This is a genomic window from Herbaspirillum camelliae (assembly GCF_001929405.1).
Lineage (GTDB): Bacteria > Pseudomonadota > Gammaproteobacteria > Burkholderiales > Burkholderiaceae_D > Herbaspirillum > Herbaspirillum seropedicae.
The window spans coordinates 2,377,058-2,397,112 of the sequence record NZ_KV880769.1 but is presented as its reverse complement, the minus strand read 5'-3'; the positions used below and the strand labels follow the sequence as shown (position 1 = coordinate 2,397,112).

The window sequence follows — 20,055 nt, the reverse complement described above, 5'->3', positions numbered from 1 at the left end:
CCAGGATCAGGTCGCCCAGGGCGTTCTCACTGCCCAGGCCCTGATGTCGCGGCCACTGCGCAGACTGGCGAAGGGCAGCAGCACCTGGGGACCCACGATATAGCCGCCGATGTTCATGTAATGCACCAGGCGCAGGATGGTCACGTCGGAGGTCAGCAAAGGATTGCCAGGATTGCGGTTACCTCCACTGTAGCTGGCGTCGCGTTCGGCATGCTGCTGATACAGCAGACCGGCGGTGGTCCCCGCAGGGGCCGGCACATAATCTGCCGGATCGACATCGATGGCGCAAGCGTCGGCCATCACGCCCATCGCCAGGGCAACGGCAATGGAGAATAAGACCGTTCGCAACGAGGCGAAACGGCGTCCTGCTTTCAATTGCATGTTCATCTTGTCCTCTCTTTTCATGTGGATGGAATCGCCGTGTTCCGGACAGGCTTCGTCGCATGCCTGCACCGATCCGACGGTGATGAAAAGATAAAGAGGCAAGGCCCGCCTGACTCGTCAAATCAAGCCAAGGTACTTGCCATAACAAGACATTCTGAAAACCGATACTTGCCACGCCCGCCTTGACGTGGATTGCATGCCTGTCGCGCCCTTCCTGGTCTGCAGAGCACTAAGACGGAAATACGTAAACGATTTCCCATTTTTCCTCACGACACCGGCTGGCTTGTCCGCAAATGACAAACGAATGACCTGCACGGACAAGCATCGACAGTGATGCTCGCCAATGATAGCGATGCGCGGTGGCCGCCACGAGCTTGCGGACTGCCGCTGCTGACCTTCCCATTGCAGTGCAATGCCCCCTCGCGGTGCATTCGAAATACAGGAGCGCGAATTTCATGCCTATCGTCCGACCCACCCCAGAGCAGCTCAAGGAGCTCGCCAGTTCCCTGCACATCCAGCTCACCACGGAGCAGGCCAGTCAATATCTGGAATTGATGCAGGCAAGCTTCGATGCCTACGATGTCATCGATGGCTTGCCCGATGAAATTCCCGCCGTCAAGTATCCGCGCTCGGCGGCCGCCCGGCCGGCAGCCAAGGACAATCCCCTCAACGCCTGGGCCTGCAAAAGCACCGTCAAGGGCGCCGCCGAGGGCAAGCTGGCGGGCCGCACCGTGGTGCTCAAAGACAATGTGGCCCTGGCAGGCGTGCCGATGATGAACGGCTCTTCCACGCTGGAAGGTTTCGTGCCGAGCTACGACGCTACCATCGTGACCCGCCTGCTCGATGCCGGCGCCACCATTCTGGGCAAGGCCACCTGCGAGCATTTCTGCCTGTCGGGCGGCAGCCATACCTCCGACCCGGCTCCGGTGCACAATCCCCGCCGCCACGGCTATGGTTCCGGCGGCTCCTCGTCGGGCAGTGCCGCGCTGGTGGCGGCGGGGGAAGCGGAGATGGCCATCGGCGGCGACCAGGGCGGATCGATCCGCATTCCCTCGGCCTTCTGTGGCACCTATGGCATGAAGGCCACGCATGGCCTGGTTCCTTATACCGGCGTCATGCCCATTGAAGCGACGGTCGATCATGTCGGACCGATCACCGCCAACGTGCGCGACAACGCGCTGATGCTGGAAGTCATTGCCGGCGCAGATGGACTCGATCCGCGCCAATATGCACCCGTGGTGCAGCCGTATACCGCAGCGCTCGATCGTGGCGTGCGTGGTTTGAAGATCGGCATCCTCACCGAAGGTTTTGCACTGGGCAATATGGATAGGCGGGTGGCAGACAAGGTGCAGGACGCAATTGCCCAACTGGAAAAACTGGGAGCGTCCGTGGCCACCGTATCGGTCGAGGAACATGCGCTGGCCGGTGCGCTCTGGCAGCCCATCGGCTGCGAAGGCCTGACCATGCAGATGATGCATGGCAACGGCATGGGCTTCAACTGGAAGGGTCTCTACGACCTAGGTCTGCTGGATCGCCACTCCCATTGGCGTGAGCATGCCGATGATCTGTCGGCCACGCTCAAGCTGTGCATGTTCGTCGGCCAATACGGATTGACCCAGTACCAGGGACGCTTCTATGCCAAGGCCCAGAACATCGCCCGGCGCGCACGCGCCGGCTACGACAAGGCGCTGGCCGATGTCGATCTGCTGGTCATGCCCACCGTCCCCATCATCGCGCAGCCATTGCCGCGCCCGGGCTGCCCCTTGGCCGAGTACGTCGCGCGCGCCTTCGAGATGATTGGCAATACCGCACCGCTGGACATCACCGGCCACCCGGCGATGTCCATCCCCTGTGGCACGGTCGAAGGCCTACCGGTGGGATTGATGCTAGTCGGCAAACACTATGCCGAAGCCACGCTCTACCAAGCGGCAGCGGCCTTCGAAGCCAGCATGGATTGGCAGCAGCATTGATGTTTCTTTCGTGACGTTCCTAAAAGCATTTTTTCCCACCCCGCATTTTCAAGCCAGGAGTCAACAAATCATGAGCAATCCATCCTCTTCCGCACAGACATCCACCCCCGGTGAACGGGCCTGGGCGCTGTTCAAGGTTCTCAACGACAAGAAGCTGATCCCGGCAGGCTACATCGAAGGCCTGACCGATCTGCTGGCCAACAAGTTCGACCCGGCCAATGGCGCCCGCGTGGTAGCCAAGGCCTGGAGCGATCCGCAATACCGCGAACTGCTGCTGCGTGACGGCACGGCCGCCTGCGAAGAGTTCGGCTACACCGGCCCGCAGGGCGAATACATCGTGGCGCTGGAAGACACGCCCACACTCAAGAACGTCATCGTCTGCAGCCTCTGCTCCTGCACCAACTGGCCGGTACTGGGCCTGCCGCCGGAGTGGTACAAGGGCTTCGAATTCCGCGCCCGCCTGGTGCGCGAGGGACGCACGGTGCTCGCCGAGCTCGGCACCGAACTGCCCAAGGACATGACGGTGAAAGTCTGGGACACCAGCGCCGAGACCCGCTACCTGGTGCTGCCGATGCGTCCGGCCGGAACCGAAGGATGGAGCGAAGAGGCGCTCAGCAAGCTCATCACCAAGGACGTGCTCATCGGCGTGGCCCTTCCCAAGGTAGGTTGAGCACCGGTCCGGTGCACAGCAGCTTGATTTTTATTTCTCATCAATCAACGGAGATTCAAACATGGATGGCTTTCACGACCTCGGCGGTGTTCAAGGCTTCGGCCGGATTCCGCACACCATCAACAGCCTCGATTACAAGAAGGTCTTCAAGCAGGACTGGGAGCACCTGGCCTATACCCTGATGTTCCTGGGCGCCGATCACATGAAGCTCTACAGCGTGGACGAAGTGCGTCACGCGGTGGAACGCATCGAGTTCCGCCAGCAGGCCAACACCCAGTACTACGAACGCTATGTGATCGCCACCGCATCGCTGCTGGTGGAGCTAGGCGTGCTCACCCAGGAGGAGCTCGACGAGGCACTGGGTTCCCACTTCCAGCTGGCCCGCCCCGCACAATCCCAGGGCCGCCCCGCCATCACCGGTCGCCCGCCCTTCGAAGTGGGCGACCGCGTCCTGGTGCGCGACGAGCGTGTCACCGGCCACATCCGCTGCCCAGGCTATGTACGCGGCAAAGAGGGCGTGGTGCTGCACCGTACCACCGAACAATGGCCCTTCCCCGACACCATCGGCCACGGCGACAAGAGCGCTGCCATGCAGCCGACCTATCATGTCCAGTTCAGCAACCGCGATGTGTGGGGCGATGCCTGCGACGACGGCTTCGTGGTGGTCGACCTGTTCGAAGGCTATCTGGACAAAGTACCGCAACAAGGTGGACGCGCATGAACAAACCCGCGCCCGAGGTATTGCTCAATGCTCAGGCGCAGAGGATCCCGGTGACGGTGTTATCGGGATTTCTCGGATCTGGCAAGACTACCTTGCTCAACCATATCCTGCGCAACCGGGCGGGGATGAAAGTGGCAGTCATCGTCAATGACATGAGCGAAGTCAACATGGATGGCGACGATGTACGGCGCAATACCGAACTCTACCGCGGCAATGATGAGCTGGTGGAGATGAGCAATGGCTGTATCTGCTGCACCTTGCGCGCTGATTTGCTGGAGCAGGTCAGCGCGCTGGCAAGGTCGCGGCGATTCGATTATCTGCTGATCGAATCGACCGGCATTTCCGAGCCCATTCCGGTGGCGGAGACCTTTGCATTTCTCGATAGCAATGGCTTCAGCCTGAGCGAGCTGGCGCGACTGGACACGCTGGTCACCGTGGTCAACGGCGAAACCTTCGAACAGCAACTGGCTGACCACGTCGCCATTGCCCAGGCCGATGGCGCCAGCACGCGCCGACTTTCCGACCTGCTCATCGAGCAAGTCGAGTATGCCAACGTGATCCTGGTCAGCCGCATCGACCTGATCGACGCCAGCGCCTTCGCCGCGCTCAAGGCAATGCTGCAGAAGCTCAATCCGACTGCACGGATTCTGCCGATGGCGCACGGCGAGGTCGATCTGGATCAGGTACTCGATACCAGACTGTTCGATCTGCCCAGCTTGGCCCGTATGCCAGGATGGATGCAGACCATGGATGGCACCCACCCGCCTTCCGAGGCCGACACCTACGGCATCTCTTCCAGCGTCTATCGCGCGAGACTGCCCTTTCATCCCGGCCGCCTGCTGGATTGGCTCGGACGTCCTTGGCGCAATGGTCGCCTGCTGCGCTGCAAAGGCTATCTCTGGATGGCCAGCAGATATTCCGACATTGCCATGCTGGTCCAGACCGGCGGCCAGTTCCAGTGGGGCTTCGTGGGCCGCTGGTGGCGTTTCATCGAGCAGACCCAATGGCCGCAGGACAGCTATCGCCGGCAAGGCATCCAGGAAAAGTGGGACGCACTGGCGGGCGACTGCCGACAGGAACTGGTCTTCATCGGCCAACGCATCGATTGGGAGGTGCTGACCGAGGAGCTCGACGCCTGCCTGCTTACCACCACCGAAATCGAGGCCGGTCCGGACGCCTGGGCACAGCTATACGGTGCCGCCGCGTTCGACGAGCGCGCCAGTAGCACTTTGCATTGATATTTTTTCCAGAAGGAGATCCCGCATGGAATCCGCAATCGACCAGCATCTCAAATGTCCTCGCACGCTCTCACGCCGGGTGGGCGATGATTACCAGCCTCCCTTCCCGATGTGGGTCGGCCGCGCTGACGCAACCCTGACGCAAGTGACGATGGCCTACCTGGGCATCCAGTTCAAGGAAGAAAAGCGAGCGGAGGCACTGCAGGCCATGCGCCACATCGTCTCCAGCTTCGCTCTGTCCGATGGCCCAGGCAACCATGACATGAGCTATCACCTCGACAACCAAGGCTATGGCAACTTCATCGTCGTCGGCTACTGGCGTGATGCGGGCCGCTATTGCCGCTGGATGCGCTCCCCCGACGTCGCCGGATGGTGGGACAGCGATGCCCGGCTCGCCGATGGCGTCGGCTACTTCAGGGAAGTCTTCTCGCCACGCGCCGAGCAGTTCGAGACCCTGTATGCCTTCAAGGAAGATCTGCCAGGGGTGGGCGCTGTCATGGACCGCATCAGCGACGACATAGAAGAGCACGGGTATTGGGGATCGATGCGTGACCGTATTCCCGCGTCGCAAGTGGACCGGATGCGCCCGTCAGGCCAGCTGGAAGTGATCTCCGGCGAGCCCGCCAAAGGCGGCCGGGTGCTGCTCAAGGGACATGACAACATCGCGCTGATTCGCTCCGGCCAGGATTGGGTCGATGCCGACGCGCAGGAGCGCGCGCTCTATTTCAACGAGATGCTGCCACCTCTGCAGGATGGCATGGACTTCCTGCGGGATCAGGGAAAGGAGATCGGCTGCTACAGCAACCGCTTCGTGCGCAATGTGGACCTGGAGGGCAATCTGCTCGACATTGCCTACGACATCGGCCACTGGCGCTCGCTGGATCTGCTGGAACGCTGGGCCGAATCACATCCCACCCACCTGCGCATCTTCACCACCTTCTTCAAGGTCGTCACCGGCCTGAAAAAACTCAGGCTTTATCACGAGGTATCGGTCTCCGATGGTGCTACGCAATGGCTGGAATACATCAACTGCCATCCGCAAACCGGCATGTTGCGCGACGCCAAAACTTCCTGAGCAGAAACGCCCGAGCCAGTCACCCGACAGGTCATCGGCAGGACCACTGGGCAATCCACCCAGTGGTTTTTTTTCGCCCTGAACCACATCCTGAGCACTGCCTTGAACGACGCTGCCCTCACCTGACTGCATTTGCTGCGCTGCACTGAAACGCTTTCCCCTGGCCGCTTTCCGGCCAATCGAGGGTCGTGAACTGCACGCAATTCATCGATCAAATTCCTCCTTCAGCGCAGCTTGTCCAGATATCCGAAGGCAGGCATAAATTTTGCACAAAATATGTAGCGCCATTGGCAGCGATGCATGAAATTCTATTGCCCTTGTGCGTTCATCTGGCGGATACTTTGCTACCGGGGATCGGTCCTCCAGCAGCCACCACGCTGCACGAAACCAGCCAGCCAAGCCCATTCGCCAGCCCGGTCATCAGCCAGCATGTCTGCATCGACTCGATAGATCAGGAGTGCCCCTTATGAAGGCTCAATACACCACTGAGATCGTCGAAGCGCCACGGCGCTTCGAGTATTGGAATGATGTCGTTTGTCGTCATTGCCTTCAGGCTGACAGCAAGCTATTGGGCACGCCAGTCTTCGACGGCGCCATGTCAGTGAGTTCCATCGGGATGCTCGATATGGCCATCATGAGCTCGCCCTTGCACCATTGGCGACGTGATGCGCACCATATTCGTTCAAATCCCGACGATGACCTGTGGCTTGCCTTTATGGTCAGCGGCGAAGCCTATCTGGCACAGGACGGTCGCCAGACCCGCCTGCAATCGGGTGACATGGCCTTGTACGATGGCGCCCGCCCTTTCGAGTTCGCACTGGGCCCCGAGAAGATCTATCTGACCCGCTTGCCCCGCAAGTCATTGTTGAGCCGCTGTCCCGAAGCCGAACACCTGACCGCGCAGTTGATCGACGCGCGTCGGCCCGGTGTGATGGCGTTGCGGTCGATGCTGGAAGAGGCAGGCACTTGCGAATTCAACGATGCCGAGTCGGCGGTACGCTACAGCGCCGCCTTGCTGGACGTGCTCGCCTTGAGCCTGGCCGCGCCCGGTTCCAGGGCAACTGCGGCAGAAAAGAATGATCTCTACAAACGTGTTCTCGCCTATCTGCGCGAGAACTATACCGACCCGCAACTCAATCTCCACGTCCTGGCCGCCGCTCACCACGTCTCTGAAAGAACGCTGACACGCGCCTTTGCCCAGCACAACCAGACTCCCATGGACGTGCTGCGCCGGGTGCGGCTGCAAGCCAGCTATCGCGCGCTCACCGAAGGCAATGTCGGCAATGTCACCACGGCGGCGCTGGACGCCGGGTTCTCCGATCTGTCCCACTTCAGCCGGGTATTCCGGGCCGCCTTTGGCTGTACCCCGCAGAGCCTGTTGTCGCACTAGGTCCCTGCTCCATAAAGAACAAAGAACAAAGAATAAAGGCTGCCGATTGGCAGCCTTTATTCGTTTGTCCGACCTACGTCACGTTTCACGAATGCGCCTGATCGCTGGCGATGGTCCGACCGATGACCAGGCGCTGGATATCATTGGCCCCTTCATAGATCTGGCAGATGCGCACGTCACGGTAAATGCGCTCGACCGGAAAGTCGCTGGTATAGCCGACGCCCCCATGGATCTGGATCGCATCGGAGGCAATTTTCTCGGCGGCCTCGGAGGCGAACATCTTGGCCATCGATGCCTCCTTGAGGCAAGGACGTCCCTGATCCTTCAACTGGGCGGCGCGCCACACCATGAGCCTGGCGGCGTCCAGCAGGGTGTTCATGTCGGCCAGGCGGAAATTGACGGCCTGGTGCTCGATGATGGGGACTCCGAACGATTCCCGCTGCCGGGCATAGCTGACGGCGGCCTCGAAGGCGGCGCGCGCCATGCCCACACTCTGCGCGGCAATGCCGATCCGTCCGGCTTCGAGATTGGACAAGGCGATGCGGTAGCCCTCCCCTTCCTTGCCGAGCAAGGCTGTAACCGGAACGCGGCAGTTATCGAGCGTGATCTGGACCGTATCGGAAGCATGCTGTCCCATCTTTTCTTCGCTACGTCCGACCACGAAGCCCGGGGTATCACACGGCACCAGGAAGCAGGAGATGCCCTTCTTGCCTGCTGACCTGTCGGTGACGGCAAATACGATAGCCACCCCGGCGTGCTTGCCGCTGGTGATGAATTGCTTGGTCCCGTTGAGGATGAAATCGTCACCATCGCGCTCGGCCCTGGTCCTGATGGCTGCGGCGTCCGAGCCAGTGTGCGGCTCGGTCAGGCAAAAGCAGCCCAACATCTCGCCGCGTGCCAACGGCTTGAGCCATTGCTCTTTCTGGGCCGGGCTACCGTATTTCTCGGTAATGCCACAGGCCAGGGAATTCTGGACCGAGACGATGGTTGAGGTCGCCCCGTCGCCTGCGGCAATCTCTTCCAGGGCCAGCACCAGGCTCATGTAATCCATGCCGGCGCCGCCCCACTGCTCCGGCACGCACATACCCATGGCGCCCAACTCGGCCAGTTCCTTCAGGGCCTCGGCGGGAAAGGTATGATTTCTGTCCCAGTCCGCTGCAAAGGGCAACAGGCGTTCCTGGGCAAAGTGACGCATGGCGTCACGAATCATCTCGTGTTCAGGACTGAGCAACATTTCCAGACCTCTCTTCATGCGAGCAGCGCTCGACCGTCATGACAGCTCCAGGGCGATGGCGGTCGCTTCGCCGCCGCCGATGCACAGACTGGCGATGCCTGTCTTGAGACCGCGCGCTTTGAGCGCTCCCAGCAAGCTCACGATGATGCGCGCCCCGGAAGCACCGATGGGGTGCCCTAGCGCACAGGCGCCCCCGTGGACATTGATCTTCTCCATGTCGATGTCCAGTTCCCGGCTGGCCGCCATGGGCACCACCGCAAACGCCTCGTTGATTTCAAACAGGTCCGTGCTGGCGGCATCCAGCCCGGTCTTGGCGAATATCTTGCGCAGCACGCCAATGGGAGCTGTGGGGAATTTCTCGGGCGCGCCAGCGTACGAGGCGTGACCCAGGATTCTGGCCAAGGGCGTCAAGCCCTGCTTGAGCGCCGCCGATTCGCGCATGAGGACCAAGGCCGCGGCACCGTCAGAGATGGAAGAGGAATTGGCGGCCGTAACCGTGCCATCGACACTGAAGGCCGGCTTGAGCGTGGCAATGCGCTCCAGGTTCACCGCCATCGGTCCCTCATCCTGGCTGATCACGACGCTGCCCTTCTTTCCCGCCACGTCGACAGGAACCACTTCCCAGTCGAAGCCACCGCTGGTGATCGCCTGGCGCGCGCGCAAGGTGGACTGGACCGCATAGGTATCCTGCTGGGCTCGGGTGAAACCGAACTCGCGGGCGCAATCCTCAGCGAAGGTTCCCATCAGGCGACCGCGATGCTGGTCCGAATAGGCGTCTTCCAGTCCATCGAGGAACATGTGATCCAGCAACCTGTCGTGCCCCAGCCGGTAACCCCGTCTGGCCTTGGGGAGCAGATACGGGGCATTGGACATCGACTCCATGCCGCCGGCCACCACCATCGACGCCGAACCGGCCAGGATGCTGTCATGACCCAGCATGACGGCTTGCATGGCCGAACCGCAGACCTTGTTCAAGGTCGCGCAGGCTACCGTCTGCGGCAAACCTGCACGCAAGGCGGCCTGCCGTGCGGGGGCCTGGCCCAGGCCTGCCTGCAGCACGCAACCCATCCACACCTGCTCGACCTGCGCGATCTGGTCAGCAGATAGCTGGGCACGTTGCAGGGCGGCCGATATCGCCACGGCGCCCAGGTGTGGCGCCGGCAGATCCGCCAGTGCTCCCTGGAAGCTACCCATGGCGGTACGGGCGGCCGACACAATCACAACCGGGTCTTCGGACATGTTTTTCCTCTTTGCAGCTTCATTGATCTTTCATGCATCTTGTTCATTCACACATCTGCCGGGGCACCGCTATTTGGCGCTCATGCGCAGCGCACCATCCATGCGGATGACCTCGCCGTTGAGGTAGCGGTTTTCCAGGATATGCATGACCAGGCCGGCGAATTCGGATGGCTTTCCGAGCCGGGGTGGGAAGGGTACGTTGCGGCTCAAGGACTCCAGCACTTCCTCCGGCATCCCCAGCATCATGGGAGTTTCGATGATGCCGGGCGCGATGGTCACAACGCGTATGCCATGACGCGCCAGCTCGCGCGCCATCGGCAAGGTCATCGACACCACCCCGCCCTTGGAAGCGGCATAGGCCACCTGCCCCATCTGCCCGTCAAAGGCCGCAATCGAGGCCGTGTTGATGATGACGCCACGCTCGCCCGACTCGTCGGCCGGGCCAGCGCTTATGTGCTGCGCCGCCAGCCGCGCCATGTTGAACGAGCCCACCAGGTTGATGTTGAGTGCACGCATGAAACTGTCCAACCGATGCACGCCGCCCTTGCCCAGCAGCTTCTCCCCCGGGGCAATGCCCGCGCAGTTGACCAGTCCGACCACCGTCCCCATGGCGCTGGCAACCCCAAAGACCTCCTGCGCGCTGGTCTCGCTGGTGACGTCAGTCAGTACGAACCGGGCATTGGCGCCGAGCGTGGCCTGCATCTTTTCGCCGGCCACCGGATTGACATCGGCCAGCACCACCTTGGCGCCGGCCCTGATGAGCTGCTCGGCGGTGGCCGCCCCCAGTCCGGAAGCCGCGCCGGTGACGACGTAGACACCTTGTTTTACAGCCATTGTCTCTCCTCGCTTATTCTCGATTGAATCAAACGCAACCCGCGCGTGTCAGGGATGGCCAGCGCGCCGGTCCGCTTCCATCTTGCGCAGCACGAAACGCTGCAGCTTGCCGCTGGGTGTCTTGGGCAGGGCGTCGAGAAACTCGATGGCGCGTGGATAGGCATGGGCGGACAGACGCCGTTTGACGTGTTGCGCCAATTCCTCCCTCAAGGCATCGCTGGCCTTGAACTGGTCCGAGAGGACCACGAAGGCTTTGACGATCTCGGTACGCTCCGGGTCCGGCAGGCCGATGACGGCCACGTCAGCCACCGCAGGATGCTCCAGCAATGCGCTTTCGACATCGAACGGCCCGATACGATAGCCCGCCGAGGTAATGACATCGTCGGAACGCCCAATGAAGCTGATGCTGCCGTTGTTCTCCAGCTCGACGTTGTCGCCGGTGGAGTAATAGCCGTGGGCAATGGCCGGCGTATCCTGCTTCCAGTAGCCGGAAAACCAGAACAGTGGCGATCTTGCGATGTCGATGGCCAGCTCGCCTGGCTGGTTGGCACCGAGTTCCTGGTGGTTCTCGTCGAGCACCACGACGCGATACCCTGGCATGGCAAAGCCGGCCGATCCTGGCACGACCTCGTGTCGCAAGGCGTGATGGTTGTTGACCACCATGCCCAGCTCGGTCTGCCCGTAATGGTCATGGATGGGGACCTCCAGGGCGCTGGCGAACCAGCGCACCACCTCGGCGTTCAATGGTTCACCAGCACTGCTGACCGCGCGCAGCCGGCCTTTGACACTGGCGGCAGCCTCCTCGCCAGCGGCCATCATCATGCGATAGGCAGTGGGCGCGCCGGCCAGGCTGGTAATGCCCAGGCGGCGGATGGTCTCGTAAGTCCCGCTGACGGTAAATGCGGCTTCGTTGAAGGTGATGCCCTGGCCGATGGCCAACGGGCCGATGATCGCGTAATAGAGGCCATAGGCCCAGCCCGGATCAGCCATGTTCCAGAATTTGTCCTGCGGCAGCAAGCCGACTGCCTCGCGCATGTAGACCGAGAACGCCTGCAACGCCGACAGCGGCACCGGCACGCCCTTGGCCGCACCGGTGGTGCCGGAGGTGGACATCATGAGCATCAGGTCGGCGCCGCTGCGCAGGACCGGCGCGAAGTCATCCGACTGGGCGTCCAGGGCGGCGCGGAAATCGATGTCGCCGGCACGCAAGGGGTCGTTGCTTTCCCTGACCGTGCAGACCTTGGGACAATTGGCAATCTCATCCAGCTTGTCCCGGTTGGCCACATTGGTAACGATCAGGCTGGCGCCGCTCAGTGCCAGCCGATGTTCTATCGCCTTCGGACCGAAGGCCGTAAAGAGGGGCTGGTAGACCGCGCCGGCGCGCAACGTGCCCAGCACCGTGGCCAGCAGCTCCGGGGTGCGCGGCAGCATCCCGGCCACGATCTGGCCCGGCTGGATGCCTTGCTGCTTGAGCAGATTGGCCACCCGTGCCGCCATCGAGCGTACCTGCGCAAAACTGTATTGCTGATGCTCGCCATGCAGGGAGACAAAATCCAGGGCGATGTTATCTCCCTCGACATGCCGGTCACAGCACTCGACACAGGCATTGATGCCCGTCTCGAAGTCTCCTTGAAACTGCTCTCGCAGCGTCTCGATGCGAAATCCTGCATAGACGTCTGCATAGTCCGGCTTGCGCGGCGCGGGGATAAGGTCAGGCATGGTGTCGTCTCCACTTTGTATTTTTTGCGCTTACACTCGTGACTTCAATGTGTATGGCAATAGATACTAGGCCGGCAAAACATTGCAATCAATGACAAATAGCTGCTGATTCCTTGATCGGATTTACCATGTTGAAAAAGACCAGCGATACGGCTTCCATCCCTTTCTCATTTGTGGAAGACGCCTTGGGCTGCCTGGTCAGGCAAGGATATGACACCGAGCCAGTGCTGCAGGAGGCGGGGCTGACCACGGATGAGGTCGGGCCGGTCAGCGCGGAGCAATATGGGGCGTTGTGGCTGGCTATCGCGCGCACCACGGACGATGAGTTCTTCGGCCTGTCGGCGCGTCCCATGCGCCAGGGAAGCTTCACCTTGCTGTGCCATGCCGTGCTGCATGCAGAGTCGCTGGGACAGGCATTGCGGCGGGCCTTGCGCTTCCTGCGCATCGTGCTGGATGAACCGTATGGCGAATTGCGGATCGATGGCGGCAAGGCCCACATCATCCTGATCAAGAACAGATCGCCCTATCCTGCCTTTGCCTACCGGACTTTCTTGCTACTGCTGCTCGGACTGGCCTGTTGGCTGGTAGGCCGGCGCATTCCCTTGCAGTGCATCGACTTTTCCTGCGCGCTGCCGGAAGGAAGACCTGATTATCTGGAATTCTTCGGAGTGCCCGTCAACTTCAACAAGCCTCGATGCTGCCTGAGCTTCGAGTCCATCTATCTTGATCTTCCGGTGATCCGCTCTGACGCCGCGCTCAAGCCCTTCCTGCGGGATGTGCCGGCCAACCTCCTGGTGCGATATCGTCATGACACCGGGTGGGTCACCAGGCTGCGCGCCTGTCTGAAGCAATCGCCCCCCACCGACTGGACGGACTTCGAAGCCATTGCCGAACGGCTCGGCGTATCGCCAGCGACCCTGCGGCGTCGCCTGCGTGACGAAGGACAGAGCTATGCATCACTCAAAGATGAGATACGTAGTGGCATCGCCCAGACGCTGCTCGGAGCAAACGAGCTCAGCGTGGCTGCAATAGCTGCGCAGCTTGGTTTTACGGAAGCCAGTGCATTCCATCGGGCCTTTCGCAAGTGGACAGGAAAAAGTCCGGGGGCTTTTCGGCGCGACTTGTTGCGTGCCAGGGTGATCGACTCAAAGCAATCTGTGTTGACTTGCTGAGGTGGACTCGATAACGCACAAAGGATCAAACAAGGGCTTCATCCAATTTAAGGGTGGCGGGGCGGCATCAATATCGGCATTCTCGAATTGACTTGGGCATAGGAGACTTAGTGTGTATTGAAGCTGAAATGGCATTCCATATCGGTGCCTGGCCGATTGCAGATCTGCGGATAGCATTTCCTGGCCTTTTCAAACACGGAACGCTTTGAAGAGTCTGGATCTATTGCTGATCTTGGCGTGCAGTTGGTAATCTGAAATCTGATATGGCGGGAGAAATTGCCTCTTATTCACTCGTGAGAAGCGCTAATCCATCGTATTGGATTCACTAGCTGCTTCTGGCGAACATGACGCCCCGCCTCCCCTTTCGGCGAATCCAATTCACCAGTCTCGTCTCTACAAAAGTGAGGATCGCATTGAGCAGCAAACCGCCCAAGGCTAAGGAGAAGATTTGCCTCGACGATGCATAAATCAGCGAGAAAACCGTCGAAAGAAGCGCAATAATCGAACCGATTCCAATAGCACTCGTCAGCCATGGATGGTGCTCTCCTGCGCCGATTTTCGTAATCGCAACATAGAGCGGATTGCCGTCTGCGGCAGCAACTGCCGTGATATCGCCTGCAGATGAAAACAGCAGTACCGAAAGTCCGATAAGCAAGACTGTCCCTACGGCCAAAAAGAGAGCCTTGGGAAGGTTTTTCATTGGCGCGTGCATATCGCCTGCGGCATTGGCCGCTTGTTCAACGCCAAGAAACATGAACAATGCGTAGGGGATCGCTTGAGCAGCGCCAGCTAATCCTTGGGGAAGAAAAGGGTTAGCTGGATTGCTTATCGCCGGAAGTGACGACCAGGAAAGGTGTGTGACCATTACGCCGCAGAAGAGGGTGAGGACGAGAAAGGAGATGACACCGCCCAAGGTGGTGAGAGAAGTCGCCCCTTTGCGCCTCGTAATTGAGCTCAGATGAGAGCGACAAGCAATGTAGCTTTTGCTGCAAATCCGCCAAAGCCGAACACAGATTGGCAGTAAGCAGCGATGAATGAGGTACATGCGCCGACAGCAAATCCCACAGAAACTGCGATAGATGCACCGGAGAAGAAGCGTCTAGCAATACCCAGCCCGATGCCGGCGTAAGAATCCATTCCCGTTGCGTCGCTAGGATGTGCTGCAGCAAGTTCAGCAACGCATTGAGTCAAACAAACATAGAAGGTGGCCATGGTGAGGGACGCGATAAACATCCCTCCCCACCCACCAACAGCTAGACCGGTATTCCATCCTGAGAAGCTGCCAGATATCGCAAACGCAATCCCTAGTCCTGCGACCGATAGCCAATTGAGCTTTGGGGCCGATGCTGCGTTTTCACTGTGGGCTGCCAGCGTTGCTTTAGTGAAATCCCCTGTTTTCTTCACGAATTCTCTCCACGGCAGGGGTACTGAGATGCGGCAGAGGATAGTAATTACTTGGCCAGGTCCGTGAGCCAAAATTGGCAATTTGGCAGACGCCAACAGTCTTTGCGCTCCGTTAGAAGACAGCAGCATTGACTGTTAACAGGCGTCCATGCGGTAGCGGTGGGTCGAAAAATGGATGGGGATTGGGAATGTTGGCTGACCTGCGTCGTTAATTTGTAGCCGGTTAGCGACAGCTACCGGGATACCCACGGGGCCGAGCCGATCTGCAAGGTATTGCAGGTTGCCCCGTCAGCATATCGGCGTCATGCAGCACGGCAGCACAACCCTCAATTGTGCTGTGCTCGCAGCCAGCGTGATGCGGTACTGCGCGCTGAAATCAGCCGGGTGTGGCACGCCAACATGCGTGTGTACGGTGCCGACAAGGTCGTGGTCGTGGCGATAGCTGAACCGCGAAGGCATCTCTAGCGCACGTAGTACGGTAAAGAGATTGATCGGTTGGCAGCCGTGGCGGCAGCTAAGATATCGCCTTGGCCAAAACCATCAACGGCTTGTACAAAGCTGACCTGATTCATCGTCGTCCTCCCTGGAAAACCCGGGAATCTGTCGAATTGGCCACGCTCGAATGGGTGGCTTGATTCAACCATCATCGACTGCTGGAGTCTATCGGCTATATCCCTCCGGCAGAAGCTGAGGCAAACTACTACAGCCGGTGCTGTCAGCAATACTGCGATGCCGGCATAACGTAAACCCAATAGCCTCCGCGAAAGTCGAGGTGGTTCAAACTAGAGATGACTGGGCACTTGCTGTAGGGATGCTCTGTGGCCTTTCGGACATAAGTCCTCGATATATTGTTTCTTACTTTGGGTGCCCCCAAGATCCCACCATTTACTAAAATCAAGCTAGTATCAGCACCAGCAAAAACGATAATAAATCTTATTCACAATGCAATCTGTATCGGAACTGATCATGCGCACAGGTGTTGATAGAGCGGACGGCAATGTATTTTTAACCAAGCCGTCGCCAGTTACCCAGGAGAAAATAATTGGTTCCGCAGCAGAGTTGGATCAACGTCAACAAAGCAAAGATATGCATGCACTGCAAGCCTTAGCTCACAACGGTAATCGAGCTAAGCAGTTAAAAGATATGCATCACTTAGTTGGTGGCGGATTAAGCTTAAAACCCAAAGAAGTGGTTTCGCCGTTGCAACTGCAGACCACTGATGTTGGTAAGGCAGTGCGTAACGCAGGGATAGTTCAAAAGGTTGGGCCTGCAGGACAAGTTTACGCTGAATCTGATCAATGTCACTTTGATCGACACCTTCCAGAATGGACATATTATTTTCCCGGGATAACTACGGAAGCCAACGTAAGAACTGTTGCGCAGACCCTATTTGCTGCAGCAGGTCGTTATGATTGGACTCAAAGTGGGGGAAATGGGCTATACGACAGGCCATACCAAGGTCGCACCGTTCGTTTAGTGTGGTCAACCGAAGGGAGGGGGATCACGTCATGTTTTGTCAGGGAAACTAGGTCAGAAAGCGCGCAACGAGTCGCTGCGCAACAAGCTGCGGTCGTTGCCGCGCAAGCACCACAACCTAACGTACAGGCGCAATTGGGACAGCCCGCTCAAGCACCAGCGCCAATAGGGCCGCAACCTCAAGTACAGGGGCCACAACCGCAAGCACTAGCGCCAATAGGGCCGCAACCGCAAGCACCAGCGCCAATAGGGCCTCAACCTCAAGTACAGGGGCCGCAACCGCAAGCACCAGCGCCAATAGGGCCTCAACCTCAAGTACAGGGGCCGCAACCGCAAGCACCAGCGCCAATAGGGCCTCAACCTCAAGTACAGGGGCCGCAACCGCAAGCACCAGCGCCAATAGGGCCGCAACCTCAGGTACAGGGGCCACAACCGCAAGCACACGTGCAAGTGGGGCCGCAGCATAATGCACAAGTGCCGACAGCTGCACCGAACGTGCCACAGCAACAGTACATTTTTCACGCGGGATACTATTGGGCTGCGGACTACTCGTATTGGCTGGATCATCAACAGGGAAATATGGTGCGACAAAGGGTCGAATTACAAGCGAATGGCATCAGATACGACTGGCTTTACTTGCAATATGTGCCTTAGATTGTTTGGTGTTTAGATGCCGTGCTCTTATTAGGCACATTGATGTTCAAATGGCATTGATCTACCCACAGACTGACAGCTTCCAAAAGCCACTGGATCCATTCCACTTCAGCAACGAGTTGACCCTTGAGGTGCTGCCATTTGATCTGGAACAGTAGAGCTTAGATCGATTAAATCTTCCAGCTCGCCCGATCCGCCCGGCTATATAAACCGGGCAATTAAGCAGCTACTTTCGGCGAAATTAAGGCGTTGTAGCGCCTGCGCTTGATCACAAACGACCTAATTCGTCCGAAGCGGTCTAGGGTGATCCAACAAAAAACCCGGCAATATTCTGGCAATCTCACGTAAAAAAGAAAAAGGCTTTCAGCGAGATTTTCGCTGAAAGCCTTTTCAGTACTGGTAGTCATAAAGCTTACATGAGTTAAAAACAAAAAAGGGTTGCAGACCTCGTTAGTCTGCAACCCTTTCAATTAATGGTAGCCCCCCCGTGAGTCGAACACGGCACCAACGGATTATGAGTCCGCTGCTCTAACCAAGCATGAGCTAGGGGGCCAAAAAATCAGCCGGCGATTTTAACATTTCCGCCGGCTGATGATGATGCCCTTCTATCAATTCCCTTCGAGGAAACTCTTCAACTTGTCAGAGCGCGACGGATGACGCAGCTTGCGCAAGGCCTTGGCTTCGATCTGACGGATGCGCTCGCGGGTCACGTCGAACTGCTTGCCCACTTCTTCCAGCGTATGGTCGGTCGACATCTCGATGCCGAAACGCATGCGCAGCACCTTGGCTTCGCGCGGGGTCAGGGAATCCAGGATGTCCTTGACCACGTTGCGCATCGAAGCGTGCAACGCCGCATCAGCCGGGGCCAGCGTGTTGTTGTCTTCGATGAAGTCGCCCAGATGCGAATCGTCGTCGTCACCGATCGGCGTTTCCATGGAGATCGGTTCTTTGGCGATCTTCATGATCTTGCGGATCTTGTCTTCCGGCATTTCCATCTTGATCGCCAGAGTCGCGGGATCCGGCTCGGCGCCGGTTTCCTGCAGGATCTGACGCGAGATGCGGTTCATCTTGTTGATCGTTTCGATCATGTGCACCGGAATACGGATGGTGCGCGCCTGGTCAGCGATGGAGCGGGTGATGGCCTGACGGATCCACCAGGTCGCATAGGTCGAGAACTTGTAGCCGCGACGATATTCGAACTTGTCCACTGCCTTCATCAGACCGATGTTGCCTTCCTGGATCAGGTCCAGGAACTGCAGGCCACGGTTGGTGTACTTCTTGGCGATCGAGATCACCAGACGCAGGTTGGCCTCGGTCATTTCACGCTTGGCCATGCGCGCCTTCTTCTCGCCGGCGCCCATCTTCTTGTTGATCGCGCGCAGGTCTTGCAGCGGCAGCACCACGCGGGCCTGCAGGTCGATCAGCTTCTGCTGCAGTTCCTTGATGGCCGGCACGTTGCGGCTCAGCACGGCGCTGTAGTCATGGTTGGCGGCCACTTCGCCGTCCACCCAGTCCAGGTTCACTTCATTGCCCGGGAACACCTTGATGAAGTGAGCGCGCGGCATGTTGCACTTGTTGACGGCCACGTCCAGGATCTGGCGTTCCACGGTGCGCACTTCGTCCACCTGGGCACGCAAGGTGTCGCACAGCTTCTCGACGATCTTGGCGGTGAAGCGGATGCCCAGCAGCTCGTTGGAAATGATTTCCTGCGCCTTGACGTAGGGCTTGGAGTTGTAGCCTTCCTTCTCGAAGGCCTTGCGCATGTTCTCGAACTGGGTGCCGATGACGGCGAACTTGCCCAGCGCGTCGCGCTTCAACTGTTCCAGCTGTTCGGCGGAGAAGCCGGCGGCGCCAGAGCCGGTGCTCTCGCTTTCCTCTTCTTCTTCGTCTTCTTCCTCTTCTTCTTCGTCCTCGTCGTCTTCATCGGAGTCGGAAGCAGCGGCGTCGACCTGCTGCTCGCTCTCGTTGGGATCGACCAGGCCGTCGACGATCTCGTCGACCTTGATCTCGTCCTTGGAGATGCGCTCAGCCGCGGCCAGGATCTCGGCGATCGTGGTCGGGCAGGCGGAGATGGCCTGGATCATGTCCTTCAGGCCATCTTCGATACGCTTGGCGATCTCGATTTCGCCTTCGCGGGTCAGCAGTTCGACCGAGCCCATTTCGCGCATGTACATGCGCACGGGGTCGGTGGTGCGGCCGAAATCGGAGTCCACGGTCGACAGTGCAGCTTCGGCAGCGGCTTCGGCGTCGTCATCGCTGGCGACGTTGGCCACGTTGTCCGACAGCAGCAGGGTTTCGGCGTCGGGGGCGTGCTCGTAGACCGAGATGCCCATGTCGCTGAAGGTGCCGATGATGCCTTCGATGGCTTCGGGATCGACGATGTTCTCGGGCAGGTGGTCGTTGATTTCCGAGAAGGTCAGGAAACCACGCTCCTTGCCGAGCTTGATCAGGGTCTTGAGCTTCTGGCGACGGCGTTCCAGCTCTTCTTCGCTGGCTTCGGTGTCGGAGGAGAAGGCGTCTTTCAGCAGGGCCTTTTCCTTGGCCTTGCGGTCCTTGGCCTTGGCCTTGTCGGCGGCCTTCAACTCAGTGCGCTCGATGGTGTTGAGCGCCGCCACTTCGTCGCTCTCGGGCTGGAATTCCTTGGGCTTGCGGCCACGGCGGCCCGGCACCTTGACGCTGGGCAGCACATAGCCGGAAGTGTCGATGGCTGCCAGGGCAGCGGCATCAGTGGTTTGGCTTACGCTCGACGCGGCGGTCGCGCTGACGTCCTTGCCTTCGACCTTTGCTGCTCTGGTGGTCTTGGCGGTCTTGGTTTCGGGTTTCTTGGTGGTCACGGAAGTCTTCGTCGCTTTCACAGAAACCGCTTGTTCGGCGG

General features: G+C 59.3%; 16 protein-coding genes, 1 tRNA gene and 2 pseudogenes. 9 read left to right on the top strand and 10 right to left on the bottom strand.

Going from position 1 to position 20,055, the window contains the following annotated elements; genetic code table 11:
• Positions 1-6: 6 nt before the first annotated feature.
• A complete protein-coding gene (locus BGK68_RS28295) occupies positions 7-381 on the bottom strand; it encodes a transporter family protein (protein WP_233149290.1) in 375 nt (124 codons plus the stop codon).
• A 458-nt stretch (positions 382-839) separates the two neighbouring features.
• Here BGK68_RS28295 and BGK68_RS10695 point away from each other — a divergent pair, with 458 nt between their 5' ends.
• The 6 genes from BGK68_RS10695 to BGK68_RS10670 all read left to right on the top strand — a co-directional run bounded on the left by BGK68_RS10695 (position 840) and on the right by BGK68_RS10670 (position 7,448).
• Complete coding sequence (locus BGK68_RS10695) at positions 840-2,354, top strand: amidase (protein WP_075257084.1); 1,515 nt, start codon at positions 840-842, stop codon at positions 2,352-2,354.
• 70 nt (positions 2,355-2,424) lie between these two features.
• On the top strand, positions 2,425-3,024 hold the full coding sequence (gene nthA, locus BGK68_RS10690; RefSeq protein WP_075257083.1) for a nitrile hydratase subunit alpha: 600 nt from the start codon (positions 2,425-2,427) through the stop codon (positions 3,022-3,024).
• Positions 3,025-3,085: 61 nt separating this feature from the next.
• Positions 3,086-3,745: a nitrile hydratase subunit beta gene (gene nthB, locus BGK68_RS10685; RefSeq protein WP_075257082.1), complete on the top strand. Its 660-nt coding sequence runs from the start codon at positions 3,086-3,088 to the stop codon at positions 3,743-3,745.
• Positions 3,742-4,983, top strand: coding sequence for a GTP-binding protein (locus BGK68_RS10680; RefSeq protein WP_075257081.1), 1,242 nt, complete (start codon positions 3,742-3,744; stop codon positions 4,981-4,983). Before nthB ends, BGK68_RS10680 begins: the two co-directional genes overlap by 4 nt.
• A 25-nt stretch (positions 4,984-5,008) precedes the next feature.
• Positions 5,009-6,058 carry an aliphatic aldoxime dehydratase gene (gene oxdA / locus BGK68_RS10675; RefSeq protein ID WP_075257080.1) on the top strand — a complete coding sequence of 350 codons (1,050 nt, stop codon included), beginning with the start codon at positions 5,009-5,011 and terminating at the stop codon, positions 6,056-6,058.
• Between the two features lie 466 nt (positions 6,059-6,524).
• A complete protein-coding gene (locus BGK68_RS10670; RefSeq protein ID WP_075257079.1) occupies positions 6,525-7,448 on the top strand; it encodes a helix-turn-helix domain-containing protein in 924 nt (307 codons plus the stop codon).
• 85 nt (positions 7,449-7,533) lie between these two features.
• Here the strand turns inward: BGK68_RS10670 and BGK68_RS10665 are convergent, their stop codons facing one another.
• From BGK68_RS10665 to BGK68_RS10650, 4 genes are all read right to left on the bottom strand, one after another.
• A complete protein-coding gene (locus tag BGK68_RS10665) occupies positions 7,534-8,682 on the bottom strand; it encodes an acyl-CoA dehydrogenase (protein WP_075257078.1) in 1,149 nt (382 codons plus the stop codon).
• Positions 8,683-8,718: 36 nt separating this feature from the next.
• A complete protein-coding gene (locus BGK68_RS10660) occupies positions 8,719-9,921 on the bottom strand; it encodes an acetyl-CoA C-acyltransferase (RefSeq protein ID WP_075257077.1) in 1,203 nt (400 codons plus the stop codon).
• Positions 9,922-9,990: 69 nt separating this feature from the next.
• On the bottom strand, positions 9,991-10,755 hold the full coding sequence (locus BGK68_RS10655) for an SDR family NAD(P)-dependent oxidoreductase (RefSeq protein ID WP_075257076.1): 765 nt from the start codon (positions 10,753-10,755) through the stop codon (positions 9,991-9,993).
• Positions 10,756-10,803: 48 nt separating this feature from the next.
• Complete coding sequence (locus tag BGK68_RS10650; RefSeq protein ID WP_075257075.1) at positions 10,804-12,474, bottom strand: AMP-binding protein; 1,671 nt, start codon at positions 12,472-12,474, stop codon at positions 10,804-10,806.
• Positions 12,475-12,602: 128 nt separating this feature from the next.
• Between BGK68_RS10650 and BGK68_RS10645 the strand changes: the two genes are divergently transcribed.
• On the top strand, positions 12,603-13,646 hold the full coding sequence (locus BGK68_RS10645; protein ID WP_075257074.1) for an AraC family transcriptional regulator: 1,044 nt from the start codon (positions 12,603-12,605) through the stop codon (positions 13,644-13,646).
• 325 nt (positions 13,647-13,971) lie between these two features.
• Here the strand turns inward: BGK68_RS10645 and BGK68_RS10640 are convergent, their stop codons facing one another.
• Positions 13,972-14,691, bottom strand: coding sequence for an amino acid permease (locus tag BGK68_RS10640; protein ID WP_075257073.1), 720 nt, complete (start codon positions 14,689-14,691; stop codon positions 13,972-13,974).
• On the bottom strand, positions 14,601-15,050 hold the full coding sequence (locus BGK68_RS27445; protein WP_143433018.1) for a permease: 450 nt from the start codon (positions 15,048-15,050) through the stop codon (positions 14,601-14,603). The genes BGK68_RS10640 and BGK68_RS27445 overlap by 91 nt, the downstream gene beginning before the upstream one ends.
• 249 nt (positions 15,051-15,299) lie before the next feature.
• Between BGK68_RS27445 and BGK68_RS28675 the strand changes: the two are divergent.
• Together BGK68_RS28675 and BGK68_RS28670 are read left to right on the top strand one after the other, a co-directional pair.
• Positions 15,300-15,476, top strand: a pseudogene (locus BGK68_RS28675) (IS3 family transposase); the annotation flags it as partial.
• Positions 15,477-15,541: 65 nt separating this feature from the next.
• Positions 15,542-15,796: pseudogene (locus BGK68_RS28670) on the top strand (IS3 family transposase); the annotation flags it as partial.
• Between the two features lie 380 nt (positions 15,797-16,176).
• Here the strand turns inward: BGK68_RS28670 and BGK68_RS27440 are convergent.
• The 3 genes from BGK68_RS27440 to rpoD form a co-directional block, all read right to left on the bottom strand.
• The gene (locus BGK68_RS27440; protein WP_143433017.1) at positions 16,177-16,383 is read right to left on the bottom strand and encodes a hypothetical protein; all 207 of its coding nucleotides are present in this window, start codon (positions 16,381-16,383) and stop codon (positions 16,177-16,179) included.
• A 1,271-nt stretch (positions 16,384-17,654) separates the two neighbouring features.
• Positions 17,655-17,733, bottom strand: a tRNA-Ile gene (locus BGK68_RS10625).
• Positions 17,734-17,788: 55 nt separating this feature from the next.
• Complete coding sequence (gene rpoD / locus BGK68_RS10620) at positions 17,789-20,014, bottom strand: RNA polymerase sigma factor RpoD (protein WP_233149289.1); 2,226 nt, start codon at positions 20,012-20,014, stop codon at positions 17,789-17,791.
• Positions 20,015-20,055: the final 41 nt, after the last annotated feature.

Excerpts from the sequence above, each read along its gene's own strand:
- BGK68_RS28295 (WP_233149290.1), bottom strand. The coding sequence starts at position 381 with ATGCAATTGAAAGCAGGACGCCGTTTCGCCTCGTTGCGAACGGTCTTA.
- BGK68_RS10695 (WP_075257084.1), top strand. The coding sequence starts at position 840 with ATGCCTATCGTCCGACCCACCCCAGAGCAGCTCAAGGAGCTCGCCAGT.
- nthA (WP_075257083.1), top strand. The coding sequence starts at position 2,425 with ATGAGCAATCCATCCTCTTCCGCACAGACATCCACCCCCGGTGAACGG.
- nthB (WP_075257082.1), top strand. The coding sequence starts at position 3,086 with ATGGATGGCTTTCACGACCTCGGCGGTGTTCAAGGCTTCGGCCGGATT.
- BGK68_RS10680 (WP_075257081.1), top strand. The coding sequence starts at position 3,742 with ATGAACAAACCCGCGCCCGAGGTATTGCTCAATGCTCAGGCGCAGAGG.
- oxdA (WP_075257080.1), top strand. The coding sequence starts at position 5,009 with ATGGAATCCGCAATCGACCAGCATCTCAAATGTCCTCGCACGCTCTCA.
- BGK68_RS10670 (WP_075257079.1), top strand. The coding sequence starts at position 6,525 with ATGAAGGCTCAATACACCACTGAGATCGTCGAAGCGCCACGGCGCTTC.
- BGK68_RS10665 (WP_075257078.1), bottom strand. The coding sequence starts at position 8,682 with ATGTTGCTCAGTCCTGAACACGAGATGATTCGTGACGCCATGCGTCAC.
- BGK68_RS10660 (WP_075257077.1), bottom strand. The coding sequence starts at position 9,921 with ATGTCCGAAGACCCGGTTGTGATTGTGTCGGCCGCCCGTACCGCCATG.
- BGK68_RS10655 (WP_075257076.1), bottom strand. The coding sequence starts at position 10,755 with ATGGCTGTAAAACAAGGTGTCTACGTCGTCACCGGCGCGGCTTCCGGA.
- BGK68_RS10650 (WP_075257075.1), bottom strand. The coding sequence starts at position 12,474 with ATGCCTGACCTTATCCCCGCGCCGCGCAAGCCGGACTATGCAGACGTC.
- BGK68_RS10645 (WP_075257074.1), top strand. The coding sequence starts at position 12,603 with ATGTTGAAAAAGACCAGCGATACGGCTTCCATCCCTTTCTCATTTGTG.
- BGK68_RS10640 (WP_075257073.1), bottom strand. The coding sequence starts at position 14,691 with ATGTACCTCATTCATCGCTGCTTACTGCCAATCTGTGTTCGGCTTTGG.
- BGK68_RS27440 (WP_143433017.1), bottom strand. The coding sequence starts at position 16,383 with ATGTCCATTCTGGAAGGTGTCGATCAAAGTGACATTGATCAGATTCAG.